The following is an 18673-nucleotide window of genomic DNA, read 5'->3' as shown; positions in this document are numbered from 1 at the left end:
TGCATTTGTAATATAATGATAAATGATACTTCACCACATTAATTAACTAGGTGAAGTTAAAATCTTTATTACACACATTATGAAATAAAGGGTGATTAGTTTTGAGTACAGGTGTAAAAGCAAACGACGTGAAGACAAAAACAAAAGGAGCAGATCTTGTTGTTGATTGTTTAATTAAACAAGGTGTTACACATGTTTTCGGTATTCCAGGAGCAAAGATTGACTCTGTATTTGATGTATTGCAAGAAAGAGGACCAGAGTTAATTGTTTGTCGTCATGAACAAAATGCAGCATTTATGGCAGCTGCTATTGGTAGATTAACAGGAAAACCGGGCGTATGTCTTGTAACTTCAGGACCAGGGACATCAAATTTAGCGACAGGTCTTGTTACTGCGAATGCGGAGAGTGATCCCGTTGTTGCTTTAGCTGGTGCAGTACCGCGTACGGATCGATTAAAACGTACGCATCAATCTATGGATAATGCTGCATTATTCGAACCAATCACAAAATATAGCGTAGAAGTAGAGCATCCTGATAATGTGCCAGAAGCACTTAGTAATGCATTTCGAAGTGCGACTTCCACAAATCCGGGAGCTACTTTAGTAAGTCTTCCGCAAGACGTTATGACTGCGGAAACAACTGTAGAGTCTATCGGTGCGCTTTCTAAGCCACAGCTTGGAATCGCTCCCACAAATGATATTACATATGTAGTAGAAAAAATAAAATCAGCGAAATTACCAGTTATTTTACTCGGTATGAGAGCGAGCACAAATGAAGTGACGAAAGCTGTTCGTAAATTAATTGCGGATACAGAACTTCCTGTCGTTGAAACATATCAAGCAGCTGGTGCGATTTCACGTGAGTTAGAAGATCATTTCTTCGGCCGCGTTGGATTATTCCGTAACCAACCAGGTGATATTTTACTAGAAGAAGCAGACCTTGTTATTTCTATCGGTTATGATCCAATCGAGTATGATCCAAAGTTCTGGAATAAACTTGGCGACAGAACGATTATTCATCTTGACGACCATCAAGCAGATATCGACCATGATTACCAACCAGAGCGTGAATTAATTGGTGATATTGCCTTAACGGTAAATAGCATCGCGGAGAAATTACCGAAACTTGTATTAAGTACGAAATCAGAAGCGGTATTAGAACGATTACGCGCAAAATTATCAGAACAAGCAGAAGTTCCGAACCGTGCTTCGGAAGGTGTTACGCATCCACTTCAAGTGATTCGTACACTTCGTTCTTTAATTAGTGACGATACAACTGTTACATGTGACATCGGTTCCCATTCTATTTGGATGGCGAGATGTTTCCGTTCTTATGAACCACGTAGATTATTATTTAGTAACGGCATGCAAACGTTAGGTGTTGCACTTCCTTGGGCAATCGCAGCTACTTTAGTAGAACCAGGTAAAAAAGTAGTTTCCGTATCAGGTGACGGTGGTTTCTTATTCTCAGCGATGGAGTTAGAAACGGCGGTACGTTTAAATTCTCCAATCGTCCATCTTGTTTGGAGAGACGGCACATATGATATGGTTGCATTCCAACAAATGATGAAATACGGCAGAACATCAGCTACAGAGTTTGGCGATGTTGATCTTGTGAAATATGCGGAAAGTTTCGGGGCGTTAGGTCTTCGTGTTAACACGCCTGATGAATTAGAAGGGGTATTAAAAGAAGCATTAGCAGCAGACGGCCCTGTCATTATTGATATTCCAATCGATTATCGTGACAACATTAAATTAAGCGAAAAATTATTACCAAACCAATTAAACTAATGGAGGCAGATTTGAGATGACTGTTGCGCAATTAATTGATATTGATGCAAAAAAAACGAAAATGAGTAATGAAGTATATCAAACATCTACAATGCTTGCGCTATTAGATGGTATATATGATGGTGTGATTAGCTTTGAAGATTTGAAAAAACATGGTGATTTCGGCATCGGCACATTTGATCAATTAGACGGTGAAATGATTGCATTTGATAATGGATTTTATCATTTACGTTCAGACGGTTCAGCGGAAAAAGTAGAGCCAGAAGAAACAACGCCATTTGCAACTGTAACGTTTTTTGAAAAAGAAATGAGTTATACGGTAGAGCGTCCGATGAATCGTGAAGAAGTTGAAGCGTTATTACATGAATTAATGCCAAGTAAAAACTTATTTTACGCTATTCGAATGGACGGTACGTTCCATGAAGTAAGAACGAGAACTGTTCCAAGACAAGAAAAACCGTATACACCACTCGTTGAAGTGACGAAATCGCAACCAATCTTTTCATTTGAAAATACAGAAGGTACGCTTGCTGGATTTTGGACACCAGATTACGCACAAGGTATTGGGGTAGCTGGATTTCACTTACATTACATTGATGATGAAAGAAGCGGGGGCGGACATGTTTTCGACTATGTTGTAGAAAACTGTACGATCCAAATTTGTCAAAAAGCTCATATGCATTTAGCACTTCCAGAAACAGCAGATTTTATGGCGGCTGAATTATCAAGAGAAAATTTAGAGGATAATATTGCAACTGCGGAAGGTGCAGAGTAAGAGGGAAAGACTGTTCCATTTTGGAACAGTCTGCTTTTATTCGTAATGTTATTATTTGTCGATAAATCGATATTTCTTGTCGAACCGTTGATATCGCTTATTTCTTTGAAACAAACGGATGTCCCTCATAATAAAAACGCCACGGATAATGTACAGCTTCTTCTGCATAGTCGATATTAATACGAGGTCCTGCTGTTATTTTATATTGTGATGATATGTGTTCTTCTTTTGGAACTAATTCAATATGTAACGTATCACTTTGTAACGATACACCGCGTTCTTCTAAAGTAATTCCGAGGGCACGGCATAGTTTGCCAGGACCGTTCGTTAAATTTTTGTACTGCGCTTTTGTAATTTCGGTCTTATTGTAGCGCGCTAGTTTTATTTCTTCTATTCCATCTACCGGCTCAAGGGCTCGAATGAGAACACCTTGCGGGGTGCCCGCTGGTGCTGTAATAACGTTAAAGCAATGATACATACCGTAAATTAAATATACGTAAGCATGCCCTGGTGCACCAAACATAACTTCTGTGCGGTCCGTTCGTCTGCCTCCGTAACTATGTGCGGCCTTATCATCGGGGCCTTTATATGCTTCTACTTCTACAATGATTCCGCTTCGCTTTATTCCGTCTACAATATGAACAAGTTTTTGTCCGAGTAATTTTTTTGCGACTTCTAACGTATCGCCTTCATAAAAAGAAGGAGGTGCCTGCATTGTACTATCTCCTTTACTAAGTGTATATGTATATAGTAAACCAAATTTTCAGTAGTAATTCTAACTCGTTCTATTTATCGGGTGTATTTCATAAATTATGGATAGAGTACAACAGCGAAGAGGGGGAGTGCGACATGATTTATCGCTTACTAGCTCTTAATATAGATGGGACACTACTATACAACAATGGAAAAATTGCAAAAGGATTAAGAGAAACAATTGAATTTGTGAAAAGAAAAGATGTATACGTTACGTTATTTACGAGTCGTAATTTTCAATCCGCTCATAAAGTAGCAAAGGCGTTAAAATTAGATTCCATATTAGTGACACATGGTGGTGCTTTCGTTTCAGCAACGTTAGATAAGCCGTACGTTCAAAGAAGATTATCTGAAGAGAAGACTTTTAACATTGTGCAAGTGTTAGAGCACTTTGATTGTAACGTACGTATTTCTCATGAACGGTTTTCAATAGGAAATCGTGAGAGAAATACACCAAACTTAATTGCGCGCACTGTATTATCAAGCGCAGATCCGTTATTTTATCCAGTTCAATTTGTAGATTCGTTAGGTGACGCGCTTCGTGACCATCCGGTAGCAGCGCCAAAAATTGATGTTCTTTTCCAAAGTAAAGGTGAAAAAGAAAGAGGACTGAACACATTAAGAAAAGCGTTCCAAGATGTAGAGTATGTTGAATGTGATTCAAAACGAATAGAAATTTTACCGCAAAATGTATCAAAGTTACGTGGATTACAATTGCTTGGAGAGCATTTAAATATTTCGCTAAATGAAATGGTTGCGATTGGAGATAGTATGGAAGATTTAGAGGTTATTGAAAACGTGGGACTTGGGGTAGCGATGGGGAACGCGCCTGTAGAATTAAAGCAAGCAGCAGATTGGATCACACGTTCAAATAGTGAAAACGGTGTAGAGTATATGATTAAAGAGCATTTCCGTAAGCAATTCCCGCTTCCGTTTTTGAAGAATCATAAAAATACACCGAAACGATGACAAAAAAACGTAGCTTTTTGGCTACGTTTTTTTGTTTATCTTATTAAAAACAGTGAAAGCGTTTTAAAATATGAATTGTGTATGAAATCTATACAATTCACTTGAATCCTTTAGAAAACTAATGTAAAGTGGATGATGTTGCCAAAACAGTTACACCACATGAAATATTCTTCAGATTAATTTTATTGGGCTCCCATACGTAAAAGTATTTCCGCATGACAGTTTAGTTCACGTATTATTTCAAAAATGAATTGTAGCAATCTTATTAAGTAGTTGTAGTGTTTCTTTGTTTTATTTAAATGGATTATTTTAAGTTAATGTGAGTAAGGTTTGGTACATATGATATGTACTTCTTTTTGTGGTTTTAGGAAGTTTAAAAGGGGGAATGAATTTCTTGAGGAAATCATTTAATCAAAAAATTAAAAAGTTAAGTAGTAGTTTAATAGTTGTATTACTAATATGTATGAATTTTTTAATCCATTTACCATTTAAAGCAGAGGCAGCTACAACAGAATTAAAAGGTTTAGGTGATGTATCTTATTACAACGCCATCATTTTTGGAGATCATAGTGCAACGAGTGCGGATATTGAAGGTGCGATGGCTGTTCAGAAAAATATGAACGCATCAAGTTATACAGTCGTAGCGGCTGCAACTGGAGCAAATAACTTAGCTGGAGCAACTTGGGTAGATGAAGGATATCCATCATTATTACTAGGCGGTCAATTTACGAAAGCGGGAGCAGGACAAGTAATTATTCAAGATGGAACAGTGGCGATGACAAAAGACGGTGACCCAGAGGGCGCAATGAAAACATCATATGACCGTATCTCTTATAAAGAGCAAGCGGAGATTGATGCTAAGTTTAAAGAATTTAGAAAAGACGTTGATGGTGTAATCGGGGATGCAAGTAAACTACAGACTGATAAGCCAAAACCTAATATGAGCTTTGGCATCGGTGAAGATGTAAATAACCCTAATATTTATGTCTCTTCAGGCCAAACTGGAAAGAAAACATTTGATGTAAAAGACGTTTTTCTTCCGAATGTAGAGAATAAAGACTTTATTGTTATTTATTCAGATGCAGAAGAAGTGAGTTTTGGTGGCGGTGCAATTTTGTATGATACAAGAAATACTGGGATGGCGACGGATTTAATTAATACATCTCAAGCATACGATCCTAATTCATCTTTTACTGAGTTAGCTAGTAAGGTAATTTGGGTATTTCCTAATGCTACAAAGATAACAACTAAAGGTTATGGTGTAGTAGGTAGTGTGTTTGCACCTAATGCAGTTGTAGAAACAAAAGGTGGTTCTATTAATGGACAAGCCTATGTTGGAGGATTACACCAAAGAGATGGTTTTGAGGTTCATAACTTTAAATTTAACTGGCCAAAGTGGAATAAGCCAGCAACTGAAAAAGGACATTTACAAATTAAAAAAGTTGATGAAAACGATGAAAACATTGTTTTAAAAGACGCAAAATTTGATGTTATAGACAAAGATAATAACGTTGTGGCTACTGTTACAACAAACGAAAAGGGTATTGCGGAAGTTAAAGATTTACCATTTGGTGACTATTTTGTAAAAGAAATAAATGCACCAGAAGGATATATAAAAGTTGATACACCAGTCAAAGTAACAATTGATAATACAAACGTAATTGAACTTGTTATGAAGAATACGAGAAAAGTAGAGAATGGCCAATTTAAATTATTGAAAAAAGATAGTGAATCTGGTCAACTTCTACCAGGTGCAAAATTTGATGTTATCGATAAAGATGGGAAAGTTGTGGAAACAATTGTTACAGATGATAAAGGTGAAGCCTTATCGAAACAACTTCCAGTTGGAAGCTATACATTAAAAGAAGTAGAAGCACCGAAAGGATATGAATTATCATCTAGTTCAGTTTCTGTTGATGTAGAGGCTAATAAAATAGTGACTGTAGATGTGGTGAATAAAAAGATCTCCGAAAAAGTAACGGGTCAATTTGAAATCGTGAAAGTAGATGCGGAAGATAAAACGAAAGTATTATCAGATGCAGAATTCGAAGTGTATAAAGATGGTAAAAAAGTAGATACGTTACGAACAGATAAAACTGGTAAAGTAGTTTCTCAGAAATTAGAACCAGGAACATACACATTAAAAGAAACGAAAGCACCACAAGGATATAAATTGTTAAAAGAAGAAATTGAAGTCGTTGTGGAAGCAGACAAAGTAGTAGAAGTACAAGTAGAAAATGCGAAAGAACTAGGAAGCTTACAAGTAATCAAAAAGGATGCAGAGAGTGGAAAAGTTCTAGCAGGTGCAGAATTTAAATTAAAGAACGAAGCTGGTCAAGTAGTTGGAGAAGCGAAAACAACGAATAAAGACGGTGTTGTGAAATTCGAAAACTTAGTGCCAGGAAAGTACACGTTAGAGGAAACGAAAGCGCCGGAAGGTTATAAAGCGCTAGAAGTAACAGTAGAAGTGAACGTTGTAGCGAACGAAGTAGTAAAACAAGAAGTCATGAATGAAAAAGTAATGGGTCAATTCGAAATCGTGAAAGTAGATGCGAATGATAAAACGAAATTGTTATCAGGTGCAGAATTCGAAGTGTATAAAGATGGTAAAAAGGTAGCAGAACTAAAAACAGATGAGAGTGGAAAAGTGATGTCACCGAAATTACCGCTAGGTGAATACACAGTGAAAGAAACGAAAGCACCAGCGGGCTACAAGCTTTCAAATAAAGAATGGAAAGTAACAATTCAAAACGAGAAAGAAGTAGTAAAAGTAGAGGCAGAAAACGAAAAAATCTTAGGTTCTCTACAAATTATTAAAATGGATGATAAAGATCAAACGAAACGCTTAGCAGGCGCACAATTTACATTGAAAGATGCGAAAGGAAATGTTGTAAAAGAAGGAATTACAACAGATAAGTCTGGAACGGTTAAAGTAGACGGACTTGTGCCAGGTGAATATACGTTAGAAGAAACAAAAGCACCAGAAGGTTATGAGTTAACAAAACAAATAATTCATGTAACAGTTGACGGTGAAAAAGTTGTTGATGTAAAAGTAACGAACAGTAAGAGCCTTGGTCAATTCGAAATTGTAAAAGTAGATGCGGAAGATAAAACGAAAGTATTATCAGATGCAGAATTCGAAGTGTATAAAGATGGTAAAAAAGTAGATACGTTACGAACAGATAAAACTGGTAAAGTAGTTTCACCGAAATTAGAGCCAGGAAAGTACACATTAAAAGAAACGAAAGCACCACAAGGATATAAGTTGTTAAAAGAAGAAATTGAAGTCGTTGTGGAAGCAAACAAAGTAGTAGAAGTACAAGTAGAAAACGCAAAAGAACTAGGAAGCTTACAAGTAATCAAAAAGGATTCGGAGAGTGGAAAAGTTCTAGCAGGTGCAGAATTTAAATTAAAGAACGAAGCTGGTCAAGTAGTTGGAGAAGCGAAAACAACGAATAAAGACGGTGTTGTGAAATTCGAAAACTTAGTGCCAGGAAAGTACACGTTAGAGGAAACGAAAGCGCCGGAAGGTTATAAAGCGTTAGAAGTAACAGTAGAAGTAAATGTTGTAGCAAATGAAGTAGTAAAACAAGAAGTTATGAATGAAAAAGTGAAAGAAGAAATTACAGGTCAATTAGAAATTACAAAGGTAGACGCTAATAATACAAATAAAATATTAGCAGGCGCAGTGTTTGAAATTTGGAAAGACGGAACAAAAATCGACACATTAACAACAAACAAGAGCGGTAAAGCGACTTCTAAGAAGTTAGAACCAGGAGATTACACTTTAAAAGAAATCCAAGCGCCAGAAGGATATACTTTATCCGATAAGGAAATGAAATTTACGATTTCTAATGAAAAAATTGAAGTTGTAAAGCTTCAAATTACAAATGAAAAAGATACAGAAAAAGGTCCGGAAAAACCAGGTGAAGGAACAGAAAAGCCGGGTGAAGGAACAGAAAAACCAGGTGAAGGAACAGAGAAGCCAGGTGAAGGAACAGAGAAGCCAGGTGAAGGAACAGAAAAGCCAGGTGAAGGAACAGAGAAGCCAGGTGAAGGAACAGAAAAGCCAGGTGAAGGAACAGAGAAACCGGGTGAAGGAACAGAAAAACCAGGTGAGGGAGTAGAAAAACCTAATTTACCAGAAAAAGGACAAGGTTCTTCTAATAATCAACAACTTCCAGCTACAGGACACAATACGAATTACGTTCCATTCATCGGTTTTATACTTCTGCTATTAGGCATACGTTTAAGATTCATGGCTAAAAATAGCTAAAAGATGTATAAAAGGCATCAGAGATATATAATCTCTGATGCCTTTTAAGTGAATACAGATAAAATGAAAATATCTATATGGAATGATAAATATGTTAAGCTTCAATTACGCTAAGCATTCTGTTTATAAATGCAGCTGCGTGTGCACGTTGTGATGGTCCTTTTGGTACGAATTGATTAAATTCATTACCTTTTACAATTCCGTATCCATACACTCTTTGTACTTCTTCTTTAGCGTAAATTAAGTTTTGGTCTACGAATGGTAGTTCAACTTGTTTTGCAAAAATACCAGCGTGTTTTAGAGAACGATCGATCATAATAACAGCTTCTTCGCGTGTAATTGTAGTATTTGGATCAAATGTATTATCACCACGTCCGCGGATTATACCTGCGCTTGCTGCACGATTAATACCGTCTCTTAACGATGGGTGTACTTGGTCTAAGTCTGTGAAATTAGCATTTCCACTTGGTAATTGTAAAGCACGAGTAATTAGTGTAGCAAATTCAGCACGCGTTACAAGACGTTCTGGGAAGTACTTGCCGTTCCCTTCTCCTTGCATAATGCCTCTAGCTGCTAATTGACGAATGTCTTGTTCATACCATCCACCTGTAATGTCATCAGTTACGGGATTTTTTTGGTTTTCCTTATAGTATGTTTCAGTTCCTTTTAAGAAAGCATCCCATTGTCCACGTTGAATCATAAACGCAGGGCAGTTTTTTCCTGACCAAAATTGGTGTTTTTGGACCTTATCTAGAGAAATATTTAAGTCGTTCATTAAATAAGCTGCCAATTTACGGGCATTTTCTACCGCTTTTTCATAGTTTCCATCTTGATTAACGGCAATTTCAATTCCGATAGATTCATAGTTTCCAGTTTTATTTCCAGCATGCCATCCAACTTCATTTACTGGAAGATGTTGATAAATTTCTTTATCATCTACTGTGAAATGCCAAGATGCGGCGCGATCAGCTGTTCCGCGTGCTTGATTATCTAAGAATTTTGCATGATTTAGAGCATTGGCACCCTTCGCTGTATTAGCTGTTTCGTGAATCGTAATATATTTAGGTACCATCGGGTAGCCAGGGCGAATATCGTCATTTCCTTTTGGGACAATCATTTCTTTAAATGTAACGCCATAAATATTGTTTGTTTGTAGAGCTTCTGGCGATCTCAATAAACTATTTTTAGCAGTACGACTGTTTTTTAATAATGAAGCTTTTGTACCTTCAAATGTAGCAGAAGGTGCATAAATCCATTTTGCTGTTTCATTTATTTGGACTTTAAACCAATTTCCAGCTTGTTCAGTAGGAGTTATGACTTGTGGCTGTAGTTTCCCTTCTTCTTTAAATGATTGGAACGGAAGGGCATGTATGGAAGCTTCTTCTTTTACGATTAATTTTTGATTAGATAGTTTATGAATCTCTTGAACTTCTAAGCTATTATCATTGTTATCTATCCATCCATCGCCAGTTGGCGTCGTTATGTAATAAGCATTTCCTTTTTTCTTTGTCGCCGTTACGACTTGTTCTGTAATCTCGATATTCGATTTGTTTTTTAAATCATTCGCGGTATATAATGAATGTTTTTTTGAAGTGTATAGTAGGAATTGACCAGTAACCTCGATATCTTCTTCATGAGTACTATGCTCATTAACATGCTCTTTAATACTTTTAAAAACTTGATCTTCCGTATATACTTCAGCGGATTTTTCAGCACTCTCTGCAAATGAATAAGTAGGTGCAAGAACAGTTTGTAATGCAAGAGAGAGAGTTAAAACACTATAAAATTTCTTTTTCATATTTTTTTTAACACATTAGATTATGGAATCTAGTGTTAACATTCCTCCTTTTTATATTGTATTTTCACTATGTATCGATTTTAGTACTAATAAATTTTAACAAGAGAAAATGATGATGTCTATATACAGGAGCGATATTCATAAAAAGAATTATTTGAAAAAATGTAAGAGAAACAGGTAAAACCTTCTGTATTGACCTGTAAACGCCCTTCAAGTAAACTAAAGAGAGTTTGCAAATGAAAAGGTGATAATGTTGTTAATTTCAATTAAAACGTTACAAGATGATCGTTTTTTACGTCCGCTACAAAATATTGGCGGCTTATTTTTTGAAGATAGTACGATTGGATTTGAACAAGAGGAAGCAAATCTTATCGTTGATATACACATTGAGGATAATGTGAAAGCATCCGCTCGATTAACGGATGTTAGCACAGGAAATGTGTATGAAGAAACATTCTCGAAAGATTTATCTGCTTTCACAGATGAAAAAGAGCGTATGAAGCAAGTGAAGCACGTTGTTTCTTATGTATATCTTTCTGTTCTTCAGCAGTTAACTGGTATTGAACAAAGCTGGGGTATTTTAACGGGAGTACGTCCGACGAAACTTCTTCATAAAATGCTTCAAAATGGTATGTCAAAAGAAGAAGCGCATCAAGAGCTTCGTGAAAGTTATTTAATTCATGAAGAGAAAATTGAACTTCTTCAGCGCATTGTTGATTGCCAATTAGCAGTTGTTCCGGATTTATACCGTTTGAAAGAAGAAGTAAGTATTTATATCGGTATTCCGTTCTGCCCAACGAAATGTGCATATTGTACATTCCCGGCTTATGCGATTAATGGACGCCAAGGCTCTGTTGATTCGTTCTTGGGTGGTTTACATTATGAAGTTCGTGAAATTGGTAAGTTTTTAAAAGAAAAAGGTGTAAAAGTTACGACGATTTATTACGGCGGCGGTACACCTACAAGTATTACAGCAGAAGAGATGGATATGCTGTATGAAGAAATGTATGAAGCGTTCCCAGATGTGAAAAATGTGCGTGAAGTAACAGTTGAGGCAGGTCGCCCAGATACGATCACGCCAGCAAAGCTAGAAGTGTTAAATAAATGGAATATTGACCGTATTAGTATTAATCCGCAGTCATACCATCAAGAGACACTAAAAGCAATTGGACGTCATCATACTGTAGAAGAAACAATTGAGAAATACCATTTAGCTCGTGAAATGGGAATGAACAATATTAATATGGACTTAATTATTGGTCTTCCTGGTGAAGGGTTAGATATCTTCAAACATACGTTAGATGAAACAGAAAAGTTAATGCCAGAATCATTAACAGTTCATACGTTATCATTCAAACGTGCTTCTGAAATGACGCAAAACAAACGTAAATATAAAGTAGCAGGTCGCGAAGAAATTACAGCGATGATGCACGAAGCAGAAGAGTGGACGCAAAAGCATAATTACGTACCATATTACCTATATCGTCAAAAGAATATTTTAGGTAACTTAGAGAACGTTGGTTATGCAATGCCGACGCAAGAAAGTATTTACAACATTGTCATTATGGAAGAAGTACAATCAATTATCGGACTTGGCTGTGGTGCATCAAGTAAATTTGTTCATCCGAAGACGGGAGCAATTACTCACTTCGCAAATCCGAAAGATCCAAAATCATATAACGATGGCTTCGTAAAATATACAGAAGATAAACTGAAAATTTTAGAAGAGCTATTTGCATAAGAAGAAAGAGGTTGTTCCGAGTTGGAACAACCTCTTTTTATCCTGCAGTAACGGGCGGTCCGATTATATCTTGTCAGTTTTTGTCGGTAAGTCGATATATTCGAAAAATCGCTGATATAATTCGAGTTGCGCTGATATATTTTGAAAATCGCTGATATATTTCAAGTTACGGTCGATATATCTGGAAAATCGCCGATATAATTTCATTTACCGTCTAGCGGTACCGTATGTAAAACTATGTCGATAATAATCAGAAAAATTAGTCAAATCATTAAAGGACAATGTCTACTTATGGACGAAATGATAGATTTATGAAAGAGAAAAGGGGGAAATTGTTGGCATGTACATGACGATAGGGAGAATTTTTGATTTATCAGTTGGTAAGTATCCGAATAAAGAGGCGTTAGTGGAACCTGAAAAGAATATTCGCTGGACGTATAAACAGTGGGATGAACAAATAAATAAAACAGCGCACGCTCTATTAGAAGAAGGGGTAAGAAAGGGAGATACTGTATCTGTTTACTTATATAATTGCCGTGAATTTGTAAACGTTTACTTAGCCTGTGCGAAAATTGGAGCGATCTTTAACCCGATTAATTTCCGCTTAAAAGCAAAAGAAGTATCTTATATTCTTCAGGACGCATCCTCGAAAGTCGTTGTCTTTGAAAAAGCAGTTGAGTCAACTATTGCTATAATTGAAAGAGATTTTCCAAATACATCTTTTTGGTCTATAGAAAACGATAAACCTTCCTATGCAAGCTCCTACCATGAAAAAGTGAATGCAGCATCTTCTGAGAAAGTAAATATCGAAATTGATGAAATGGATTATTGTTCAATGCTTTATACGAGTGGTACGACAGGTCATCCGAAAGGCGTATTACATCGTCATCGCGAAATGACTGAGCATAGTATGATTTGTACGTATTTCCTTAAATATAATAGAGATAGTGTAGGGCTTGTTGTGGCGCCTTTATATCACTGTGGTGAATTAAATGCTGGAATCATACCACGCATTCAAGTTGGTGGAAAGAATGTTATTTTGCATCATTTTGATACAGAAACAGTATTACATACGATTCAAGAAGAAAAGATTACGACGTTCTTTGCAGCGCCGACGATGTGGAATATGTTGTTGCAAAAAGATTTAGCTCAGTATGATTTAACTTCGATGAAGATTGGTATATACGGCGGAGCAGCAATGGCACCGGCGTTAGTAAAAGAATGTAAAGAACGTCTTTATATTGATCTTGTTCAAATATACGGAATGACAGAAATGGGGCCAGTTGTTGCGTTTCTCGTAGAGGAGGATCAAATTACGAAAGCTGGTTCAGCAGGCACGCCATGCTTTAGCCATGAAGTTCGTATTGTGAAACCGAACGAGGATGCACCGGCAGAACCAGAGGATGTATTACCTCCTTATGAAGTGGGAGAAATTATTTTGCGCGGCCCAACTATGATGGCTGGCTATCATAATCGTGAAGAAGCGAATAAAAAATCGATGTATAAAGGATGGTATCATTCGGGTGATCTAGGCTATTTTGATAAAGACGGTTATTTATTCGTTGCTGATCGCGTTGATGATATGGTAATTAGCGGTGGCGTAAATATTTATCCTCGTGAAATTGAAGATTTCCTTCATAGTCATCCTGGTATATTAGATGTGGCGGTACTTGGTGAGCCAGACGAATTATGGGGAGAGCGTGTTGTGGCAGTTATTGTGAAGAAAGATGAAACAATAACAGAAGCTGATTTAGAAACGTATTGCAAAGAAAGTGATGAACTAGCAGATTATAAACGTCCGCGTCATTATTTATTTGTAGATGAACTCCCTCGTAATGCGAGCGGGAAGTTGCAGAAATTTGTGCTGAGGGAGTCATTGAAAGGTGCGAAAAAATAAAAAATGAAGGATACCCCATATCTATGGGGTACCCTTCATTTTTCTATATTAAACAGAAGAAACAATATCTTTGTTAATTCTCATTTCTTCTTGGTGAAGGTTAATTAGCGCATTTGAAATAAGGTGGAAAAACAAAGTGGATGTAATACAAAAAGAAAAGACACCTTAAGGTGCCTCTCTCCGACTTGAACCATTTCATTTCATACGAATCTATCCGTATTACCATTACCCCTTTGTTATGAGTGTAAACACATACTATAAAGCAGAATCGTCTATATACACTAGATTGTTAGTTCACAAAAGACAAGAGATTTGAGATCAATATTGAAGTGACGCCACATCCCCTATAATAATTGATATGTTACGCCTTTTAAAAGAATCTGCTTTATAGAACGTGCCCACAAGTTATATTTTACTACATGTAATATTCATTTAGTGTATTTTTTGATGAATATGTATAATTACATAAACTGTATGAAAAAAAGAGAGTATACTCTGATGTTGTGTAATAAAGATAAAGCCCGCCTACGGAATAGGGGGCTTTTCTTACTTTTTATAAATATTTATTCCAATTATATTATCAGATGAGTCTAAACGAATATAAACGTCAGCTGATAAAAGGTGTGCATTATATATTCTTTGTTTATATGTTGATATCTCGAAGCGTTTTCCATTTAATTCACATTCTAGAATAATCATATCGCCATGTTCTTTCCAATTTATTAATTTAGCAGTTGTATTCATATAAACCTCCTCTGAATCATTTTATGAAAATTAGTAGAGATAGTGTGAGAAAGGAGTTTATATAACAAAAAAAGACACCTTAAGTGTCTTCTTTGATTACTATAAAAGTCGTTGAATGAAATAGGTTTCTATTTTTATTTGCGTGAAAAGCCTTCTTCATCAAGGTATTCCGCAGCTTCTGGATAAGAGTTGAATGTACCGTCTAAGTTTACACCAGCGTACACGTTCCACATGTCATCCTCTGAAATAAGAGTAAGAATATGACCATCTTCGTTCTGCCATTCTTCTTCTTTCGCAGGTTCTACAGGTGCTACTACTTCTTCTTGTGATAGAAGGTCAATTGATTTCTCAATTACTGAACGTAACTCCTCTGCTGAAAACTCACGGATGTTAACCATGCCTTTATCATCTGTTTTATAACCTTTAATACCGCTTGCATATACAAATCCATTTCCATTTGGGTGTAAATGAAATACAACGTTCTTTTTATCTAAACGACTTTCTTCAAAGTGGAAGTTTACACGTTTTAATGATACGTTCTTTCTTTCTAGTTCTGGGAAAGATTCAATAATCGATAATTTTTCTTCAAAAGTTAGCATAGTGCCTCCAAGTATATAGTAAAAGATTTAATTTGTTCATTATAGCATAGTTGCAATTGTTTCCAAAGATAAGGGGAAAACTTTTCGTTGAATACGTTTACGTCACGAGAATGTAAAAAGTGAGCTAACGAATGTATCTTTTTAGGTGTACAATGGAACATGGACTTTATACAAAGGTGGTTTTTTTATGTTTCAAAAAATAGCAAAGGAATGTTTAGCAGGATTTACTGTTGCGATTGTTGCGTTACCACTTGCGATTGCATTTGGTATTGCCGCGACAGGAACGTCTGAGGGAGCGCTTGTTGGATTGTATGGTGCGATTTTTGCAGGTTTATTCGCAGCGTTATTTGGCGGGACACCTGGGCAAGTAACAGGGCCAACTGGACCAATTACCGTTATTGCAACAGGAGTTATTGCGACGCACGGGTTAGAGGCAAGTTTTATTGCCTTTATGATGGCAGGGTTATTTCAAATTTTATTCGGTGTATGTAAGCTCGGTTCTTACGTTCGATATATTCCGTATCCTGTCGTTTCAGGATTTATGAATGGTATTGCATTAATCATTATTTTAGGCGAAATAAAGCACGTACAAAATAGTTTTTTACTTGTTGTGTTAACGATTATTGTAATGATTGTTTCTGGCAAATGGATTAAGGCGATTCCGTCTAGTTTAGTAGCACTAGTCGGTGTGACAGCTTTGCTTCCTTTATTTTCTTCTCTACTCGAAGGACTTACAGTAAAGTTACCGATTATCGGAAATCTTTCACTAAATAAAGTAATTGAAAAGATTGGAACCATTCCAGAAGCGATACCTACGCTTCATATTCCATCTTTAAGTGGAACAGGAATAGCAGCACTTATTTTACCAGCGCTTAGTATTGCTTTATTAGGATCGATTGACTCGTTGTTAACATCGGTCGTAATGGATAATGTGACAGGTACACGTCATAAAAGTAATAAAGAGCTCGTTGGACAAGGTATCGGTAATATGATGAGCGGATTGTTTGGCGGATTAGCAGGTGCAGGTGCGACTGTAAGGTCTATCGTGAATATAAGAAGTGGCGGTAAAACGGCACTTTCGGCATGTATGCATAGTGTTATCTTATTTATTTTTATTATGGGTCTTGGTTCGGTCGTACAATATATTCCACTTGCTGTATTATCAGGTATTTTAATTTTAACTGGTATTGGAATGTTCGATTGGGGAAGCATGAAAAAGATGCATGTCGCTCCTAAAGGTGATGTCGTTGTTATGCTCGTAACGATGATTGTAACGGTGAAGTTCGATTTAATGATTGCTGTTGCCTTCGGTATTATTCTTTCGTTCATCATATATATGGTGAAATGTAAAGAACGTAAAACTTCTATCGTAAAAGAAAAAGAAGAAACGTACACAATTCAAGGGCCGCTCTCTTTCCTATCAGTAGATCGTATTTTCTCTACTTTACAAGATGTGAAGTCACCGGTTGTTTTACGTATGAAAGATGTGCGTTATATGGATGTATCAGGAGCTATGGCATTATTAAATTTTGTTGAGCAATCAAATAAAGTAGGAGCAAGTGTAAAGCTTGAGCAAGTACATCCGAGTATTGAAAAAACAATCGCAGTAATGGCAAGCGATGAACAGAAAGAGCAATTGAAAATTTTAAGTGTTTAGATAGTAATTAGAATATCTCACAATTTTACATAAATTATAATGTAGAGTTGTGGGATGTTTTTATAATGTTTTTAGTAATATGTATCGCAGTGACAGAGAGGAAGGGCTCTTTTGGCGTAACAGAAACGCTTATAGTGTGTACATATATAATGGAAGGAATTAGAAAAATATTGTGAAGAGACAGGCTTAAATGGGTTCGCTTTTCTATTTTGAAAAAAAAACCAAGTATTCAACCTATAATAAATTTGTTATGATAACCAATGGGATAAAATGAATCCCTATCGCTTAAAACAATATGTTTGAGAGTATATGTATAAAAGAAAAGAGAAAAAATATGAATAAAACATTTGTAAAAGGAGCAGCAATTTTAACCATTACAACTTTTTTGTCAAAATTGCTTGGTAGTTTTTTTCAAATTCCATTACAAAATATTGCAGGAGATGAAGTGCTCGGTATTTTTCGCCTTGTTTTTCCTGTATATATGATTGCTCTTACATTATCGGTAGCCGGAGTTCCACTTGCAATTTCGAAACTAATTGCAGAGTTGAACGAAAAAAATAAGCAAAAGGAAATTGCGAAATTATTTAAATCAGCGTCAATTATTGGGATAGCATTTGGCGTTTTCGGCTGTTTAGTCATTGTATTATTTTCTATTGAAATTGCAAATATGCTCGGTGGACAAGAAACTAGAATGCCGTTGCTTATTACTTCATTAGCATTACTCATTGCGCCATACATGGCGGTGTATAGAGGGTATTTTCAAGGTTTCGGTGATATGAAACCAACAGGGGTATCACAGGTCATTGAGCAATTTGTACGTGTGTTTTTTATGTTAATAATTGCTTACATACTAGTATCATGGGATAAGAGTAATACTGTTATTACTAGTGGTGCGATGGTTGGCTCTTTTCTTGGAGTCATTAGTTCGCTTATATATTTGCGTATAAAATATAATAGAAGTCCATACTACAATAAAAGCAATTCCTATTCGCTCCGAGATTTAAGAGAAAACGGCAAAAAGATATTGCGGGTATCGATCCCAATCGCTATCGGAGCTTTATCAATGCCACTTTTAAATTTAGTAGACTCGCTTACAATACCGCATGTATTACAAGGATCATCAAAAGAAATTCAAGAACAATTTGGAATATACAGTCGCGGTTTTGCATTCACGCAAATAATTGTTATTTTTGCAAGTGCAATTGTATTTCCGTTAATACCACTCTTAACTTCCGCATTGACCAAAAGAGATATAAATTTGGCGAAAATAACAATTCAAAATACAAATCGACTAGCGCATGTTTTAACAGCACCGTTAACAATATGGTTGATGGCATTAACAGTACCGTTAAATGTCGGATTGTTCACAGACGTAAAAGGCAGTAGTATGTTAACAGTTATGATTGGCAGTTCGTATTTTACTGCGGTTATGGTATTATCAATAGGTGTTTTACAGGGCATTAACCGTTCTGCACAAGCTGCATGGATTGTTATTGGTGCGAGTTGTGTGAAAGTCGTGTTAAACATGATGTTCGTGCAGAAGTTTGGCATAGATGGAGCGGCGTATAGTACATTAATTACTTACATATTGATTTGTATTGTAAATCATTTGTATATTCGAAGCTATATTGCCTATTCTATTCATTTAAAAAGCTTTTTTGGTGTACTAGCAAT

General features: G+C 36.2%; 12 protein-coding genes. 8 read left to right on the top strand and 4 right to left on the bottom strand.

What is annotated here, in order from left to right:
• Positions 1–101 precede the first annotated feature (101 nt).
• Positions 102–1790, top strand: coding sequence for an acetolactate synthase AlsS (alsS, locus tag ACQGSG_RS18635; RefSeq protein WP_023521267.1), 1689 nt, complete (start codon positions 102–104; stop codon positions 1788–1790).
• 16 nt (positions 1791–1806) lie between these two features.
• Positions 1807–2565 carry an alpha-acetolactate decarboxylase gene (gene alsD / locus ACQGSG_RS18630; RefSeq protein ID WP_098604801.1) on the top strand — a complete coding sequence of 253 codons (759 nt, stop codon included), beginning with the start codon at positions 1807–1809 and terminating at the stop codon, positions 2563–2565.
• A gap of 97 nt (positions 2566–2662) precedes the next feature.
• Here alsD and ACQGSG_RS18625 read toward each other — a convergent pair whose 3' ends face one another.
• Complete coding sequence (locus ACQGSG_RS18625; protein ID WP_001148778.1) at positions 2663–3280, bottom strand: DNA-3-methyladenine glycosylase; 618 nt, start codon at positions 3278–3280, stop codon at positions 2663–2665.
• Positions 3281–3414: 134 nt separating this feature from the next.
• On the opposite strand from ACQGSG_RS18625, the gene ACQGSG_RS18620 reads away from it, so the two are divergent.
• Positions 3415–4287 (top strand): Cof-type HAD-IIB family hydrolase, encoded by an 873-nt coding sequence (locus ACQGSG_RS18620; RefSeq protein WP_000640419.1) that lies wholly within the window; start codon positions 3415–3417, stop codon positions 4285–4287.
• A gap of 394 nt (positions 4288–4681) precedes the next feature.
• Positions 4682–8563: a SpaA isopeptide-forming pilin-related protein gene (locus ACQGSG_RS18615; protein ID WP_426947781.1), complete on the top strand. Its 3882-nt coding sequence runs from the start codon at positions 4682–4684 to the stop codon at positions 8561–8563.
• A gap of 94 nt (positions 8564–8657) precedes the next feature.
• On the opposite strand, the gene ACQGSG_RS18610 is transcribed toward ACQGSG_RS18615, so the two are convergent.
• Positions 8658–10361 (bottom strand): S-layer homology domain-containing protein, encoded by a 1704-nt coding sequence (locus ACQGSG_RS18610; RefSeq protein WP_214632000.1) that lies wholly within the window; start codon positions 10359–10361, stop codon positions 8658–8660.
• 250 nt (positions 10362–10611) lie between these two features.
• Here ACQGSG_RS18610 and ACQGSG_RS18605 point away from each other — a divergent pair, with 250 nt between their 5' ends.
• Both ACQGSG_RS18605 and ACQGSG_RS18600 read left to right on the top strand, forming a co-directional pair.
• Positions 10612–12102, top strand: coding sequence for a coproporphyrinogen III oxidase (locus ACQGSG_RS18605; RefSeq protein ID WP_001999181.1), 1491 nt, complete (start codon positions 10612–10614; stop codon positions 12100–12102).
• A 340-nt stretch (positions 12103–12442) separates the two neighbouring features.
• The gene (locus tag ACQGSG_RS18600) at positions 12443–13999 is read left to right on the top strand and encodes a fatty acid--CoA ligase (RefSeq protein WP_000282000.1); all 1557 of its coding nucleotides are present in this window, start codon (positions 12443–12445) and stop codon (positions 13997–13999) included.
• A 546-nt stretch (positions 14000–14545) separates the two neighbouring features.
• Here the strand turns inward: ACQGSG_RS18600 and ACQGSG_RS18595 are convergent.
• Together ACQGSG_RS18595 and ACQGSG_RS18590 are read right to left on the bottom strand one after the other, a co-directional pair.
• Positions 14546–14743, bottom strand: coding sequence for a hypothetical protein (locus ACQGSG_RS18595; protein ID WP_001098258.1), 198 nt, complete (start codon positions 14741–14743; stop codon positions 14546–14548).
• Positions 14744–14877: 134 nt separating this feature from the next.
• Positions 14878–15342, bottom strand: a complete 465-nt coding sequence (locus ACQGSG_RS18590; RefSeq protein ID WP_000954998.1) for a hypothetical protein — start codon at positions 15340–15342, stop codon at positions 14878–14880.
• Positions 15343–15529: 187 nt separating this feature from the next.
• On the opposite strand from ACQGSG_RS18590, the gene ACQGSG_RS18585 reads away from it, so the two are divergent.
• Together ACQGSG_RS18585 and ACQGSG_RS18580 are read left to right on the top strand one after the other, a co-directional pair.
• Positions 15530–16999 carry a SulP family inorganic anion transporter gene (locus ACQGSG_RS18585; RefSeq protein ID WP_000486650.1) on the top strand — a complete coding sequence of 490 codons (1470 nt, stop codon included), beginning with the start codon at positions 15530–15532 and terminating at the stop codon, positions 16997–16999.
• 334 nt (positions 17000–17333) lie between these two features.
• The coding region (locus ACQGSG_RS18580) for a putative polysaccharide biosynthesis protein (protein ID WP_426947779.1) at positions 17334–18673 on the top strand (1340 nt) is incomplete at its 3' end.

This window comes from Bacillus sp. GMa5/1 (assembly GCF_050172015.1).
GTDB lineage: Bacteria > Bacillota > Bacilli > Bacillales > Bacillaceae_G > Bacillus_A > Bacillus_A cereus.
The sequence above is the reverse complement of the archived record's forward strand: the minus strand, read 5'-3'. Positions and strand labels throughout refer to the sequence as shown.

Bases quoted from the DNA above. Each gene is read 5' to 3' on its own strand.
- alsD (WP_098604801.1), top strand. From the start codon at position 1,807: ATGACTGTTGCGCAATTAATTGATATTGATGCAAAAAAAACGAAAATG.
- ACQGSG_RS18625 (WP_001148778.1), bottom strand. From the start codon at position 3,280: ATGCAGGCACCTCCTTCTTTTTATGAAGGCGATACGTTAGAAGTCGCA.
- ACQGSG_RS18620 (WP_000640419.1), top strand. From the start codon at position 3,415: ATGATTTATCGCTTACTAGCTCTTAATATAGATGGGACACTACTATAC.
- ACQGSG_RS18610 (WP_214632000.1), bottom strand. From the start codon at position 10,361: ATGAAAAAGAAATTTTATAGTGTTTTAACTCTCTCTCTTGCATTACAA.
- ACQGSG_RS18605 (WP_001999181.1), top strand. From the start codon at position 10,612: ATGTTGTTAATTTCAATTAAAACGTTACAAGATGATCGTTTTTTACGT.
- ACQGSG_RS18600 (WP_000282000.1), top strand. From the start codon at position 12,443: ATGTACATGACGATAGGGAGAATTTTTGATTTATCAGTTGGTAAGTAT.
- ACQGSG_RS18595 (WP_001098258.1), bottom strand. From the start codon at position 14,743: ATGAATACAACTGCTAAATTAATAAATTGGAAAGAACATGGCGATATG.
- ACQGSG_RS18590 (WP_000954998.1), bottom strand. From the start codon at position 15,342: ATGCTAACTTTTGAAGAAAAATTATCGATTATTGAATCTTTCCCAGAA.
- ACQGSG_RS18585 (WP_000486650.1), top strand. From the start codon at position 15,530: ATGTTTCAAAAAATAGCAAAGGAATGTTTAGCAGGATTTACTGTTGCG.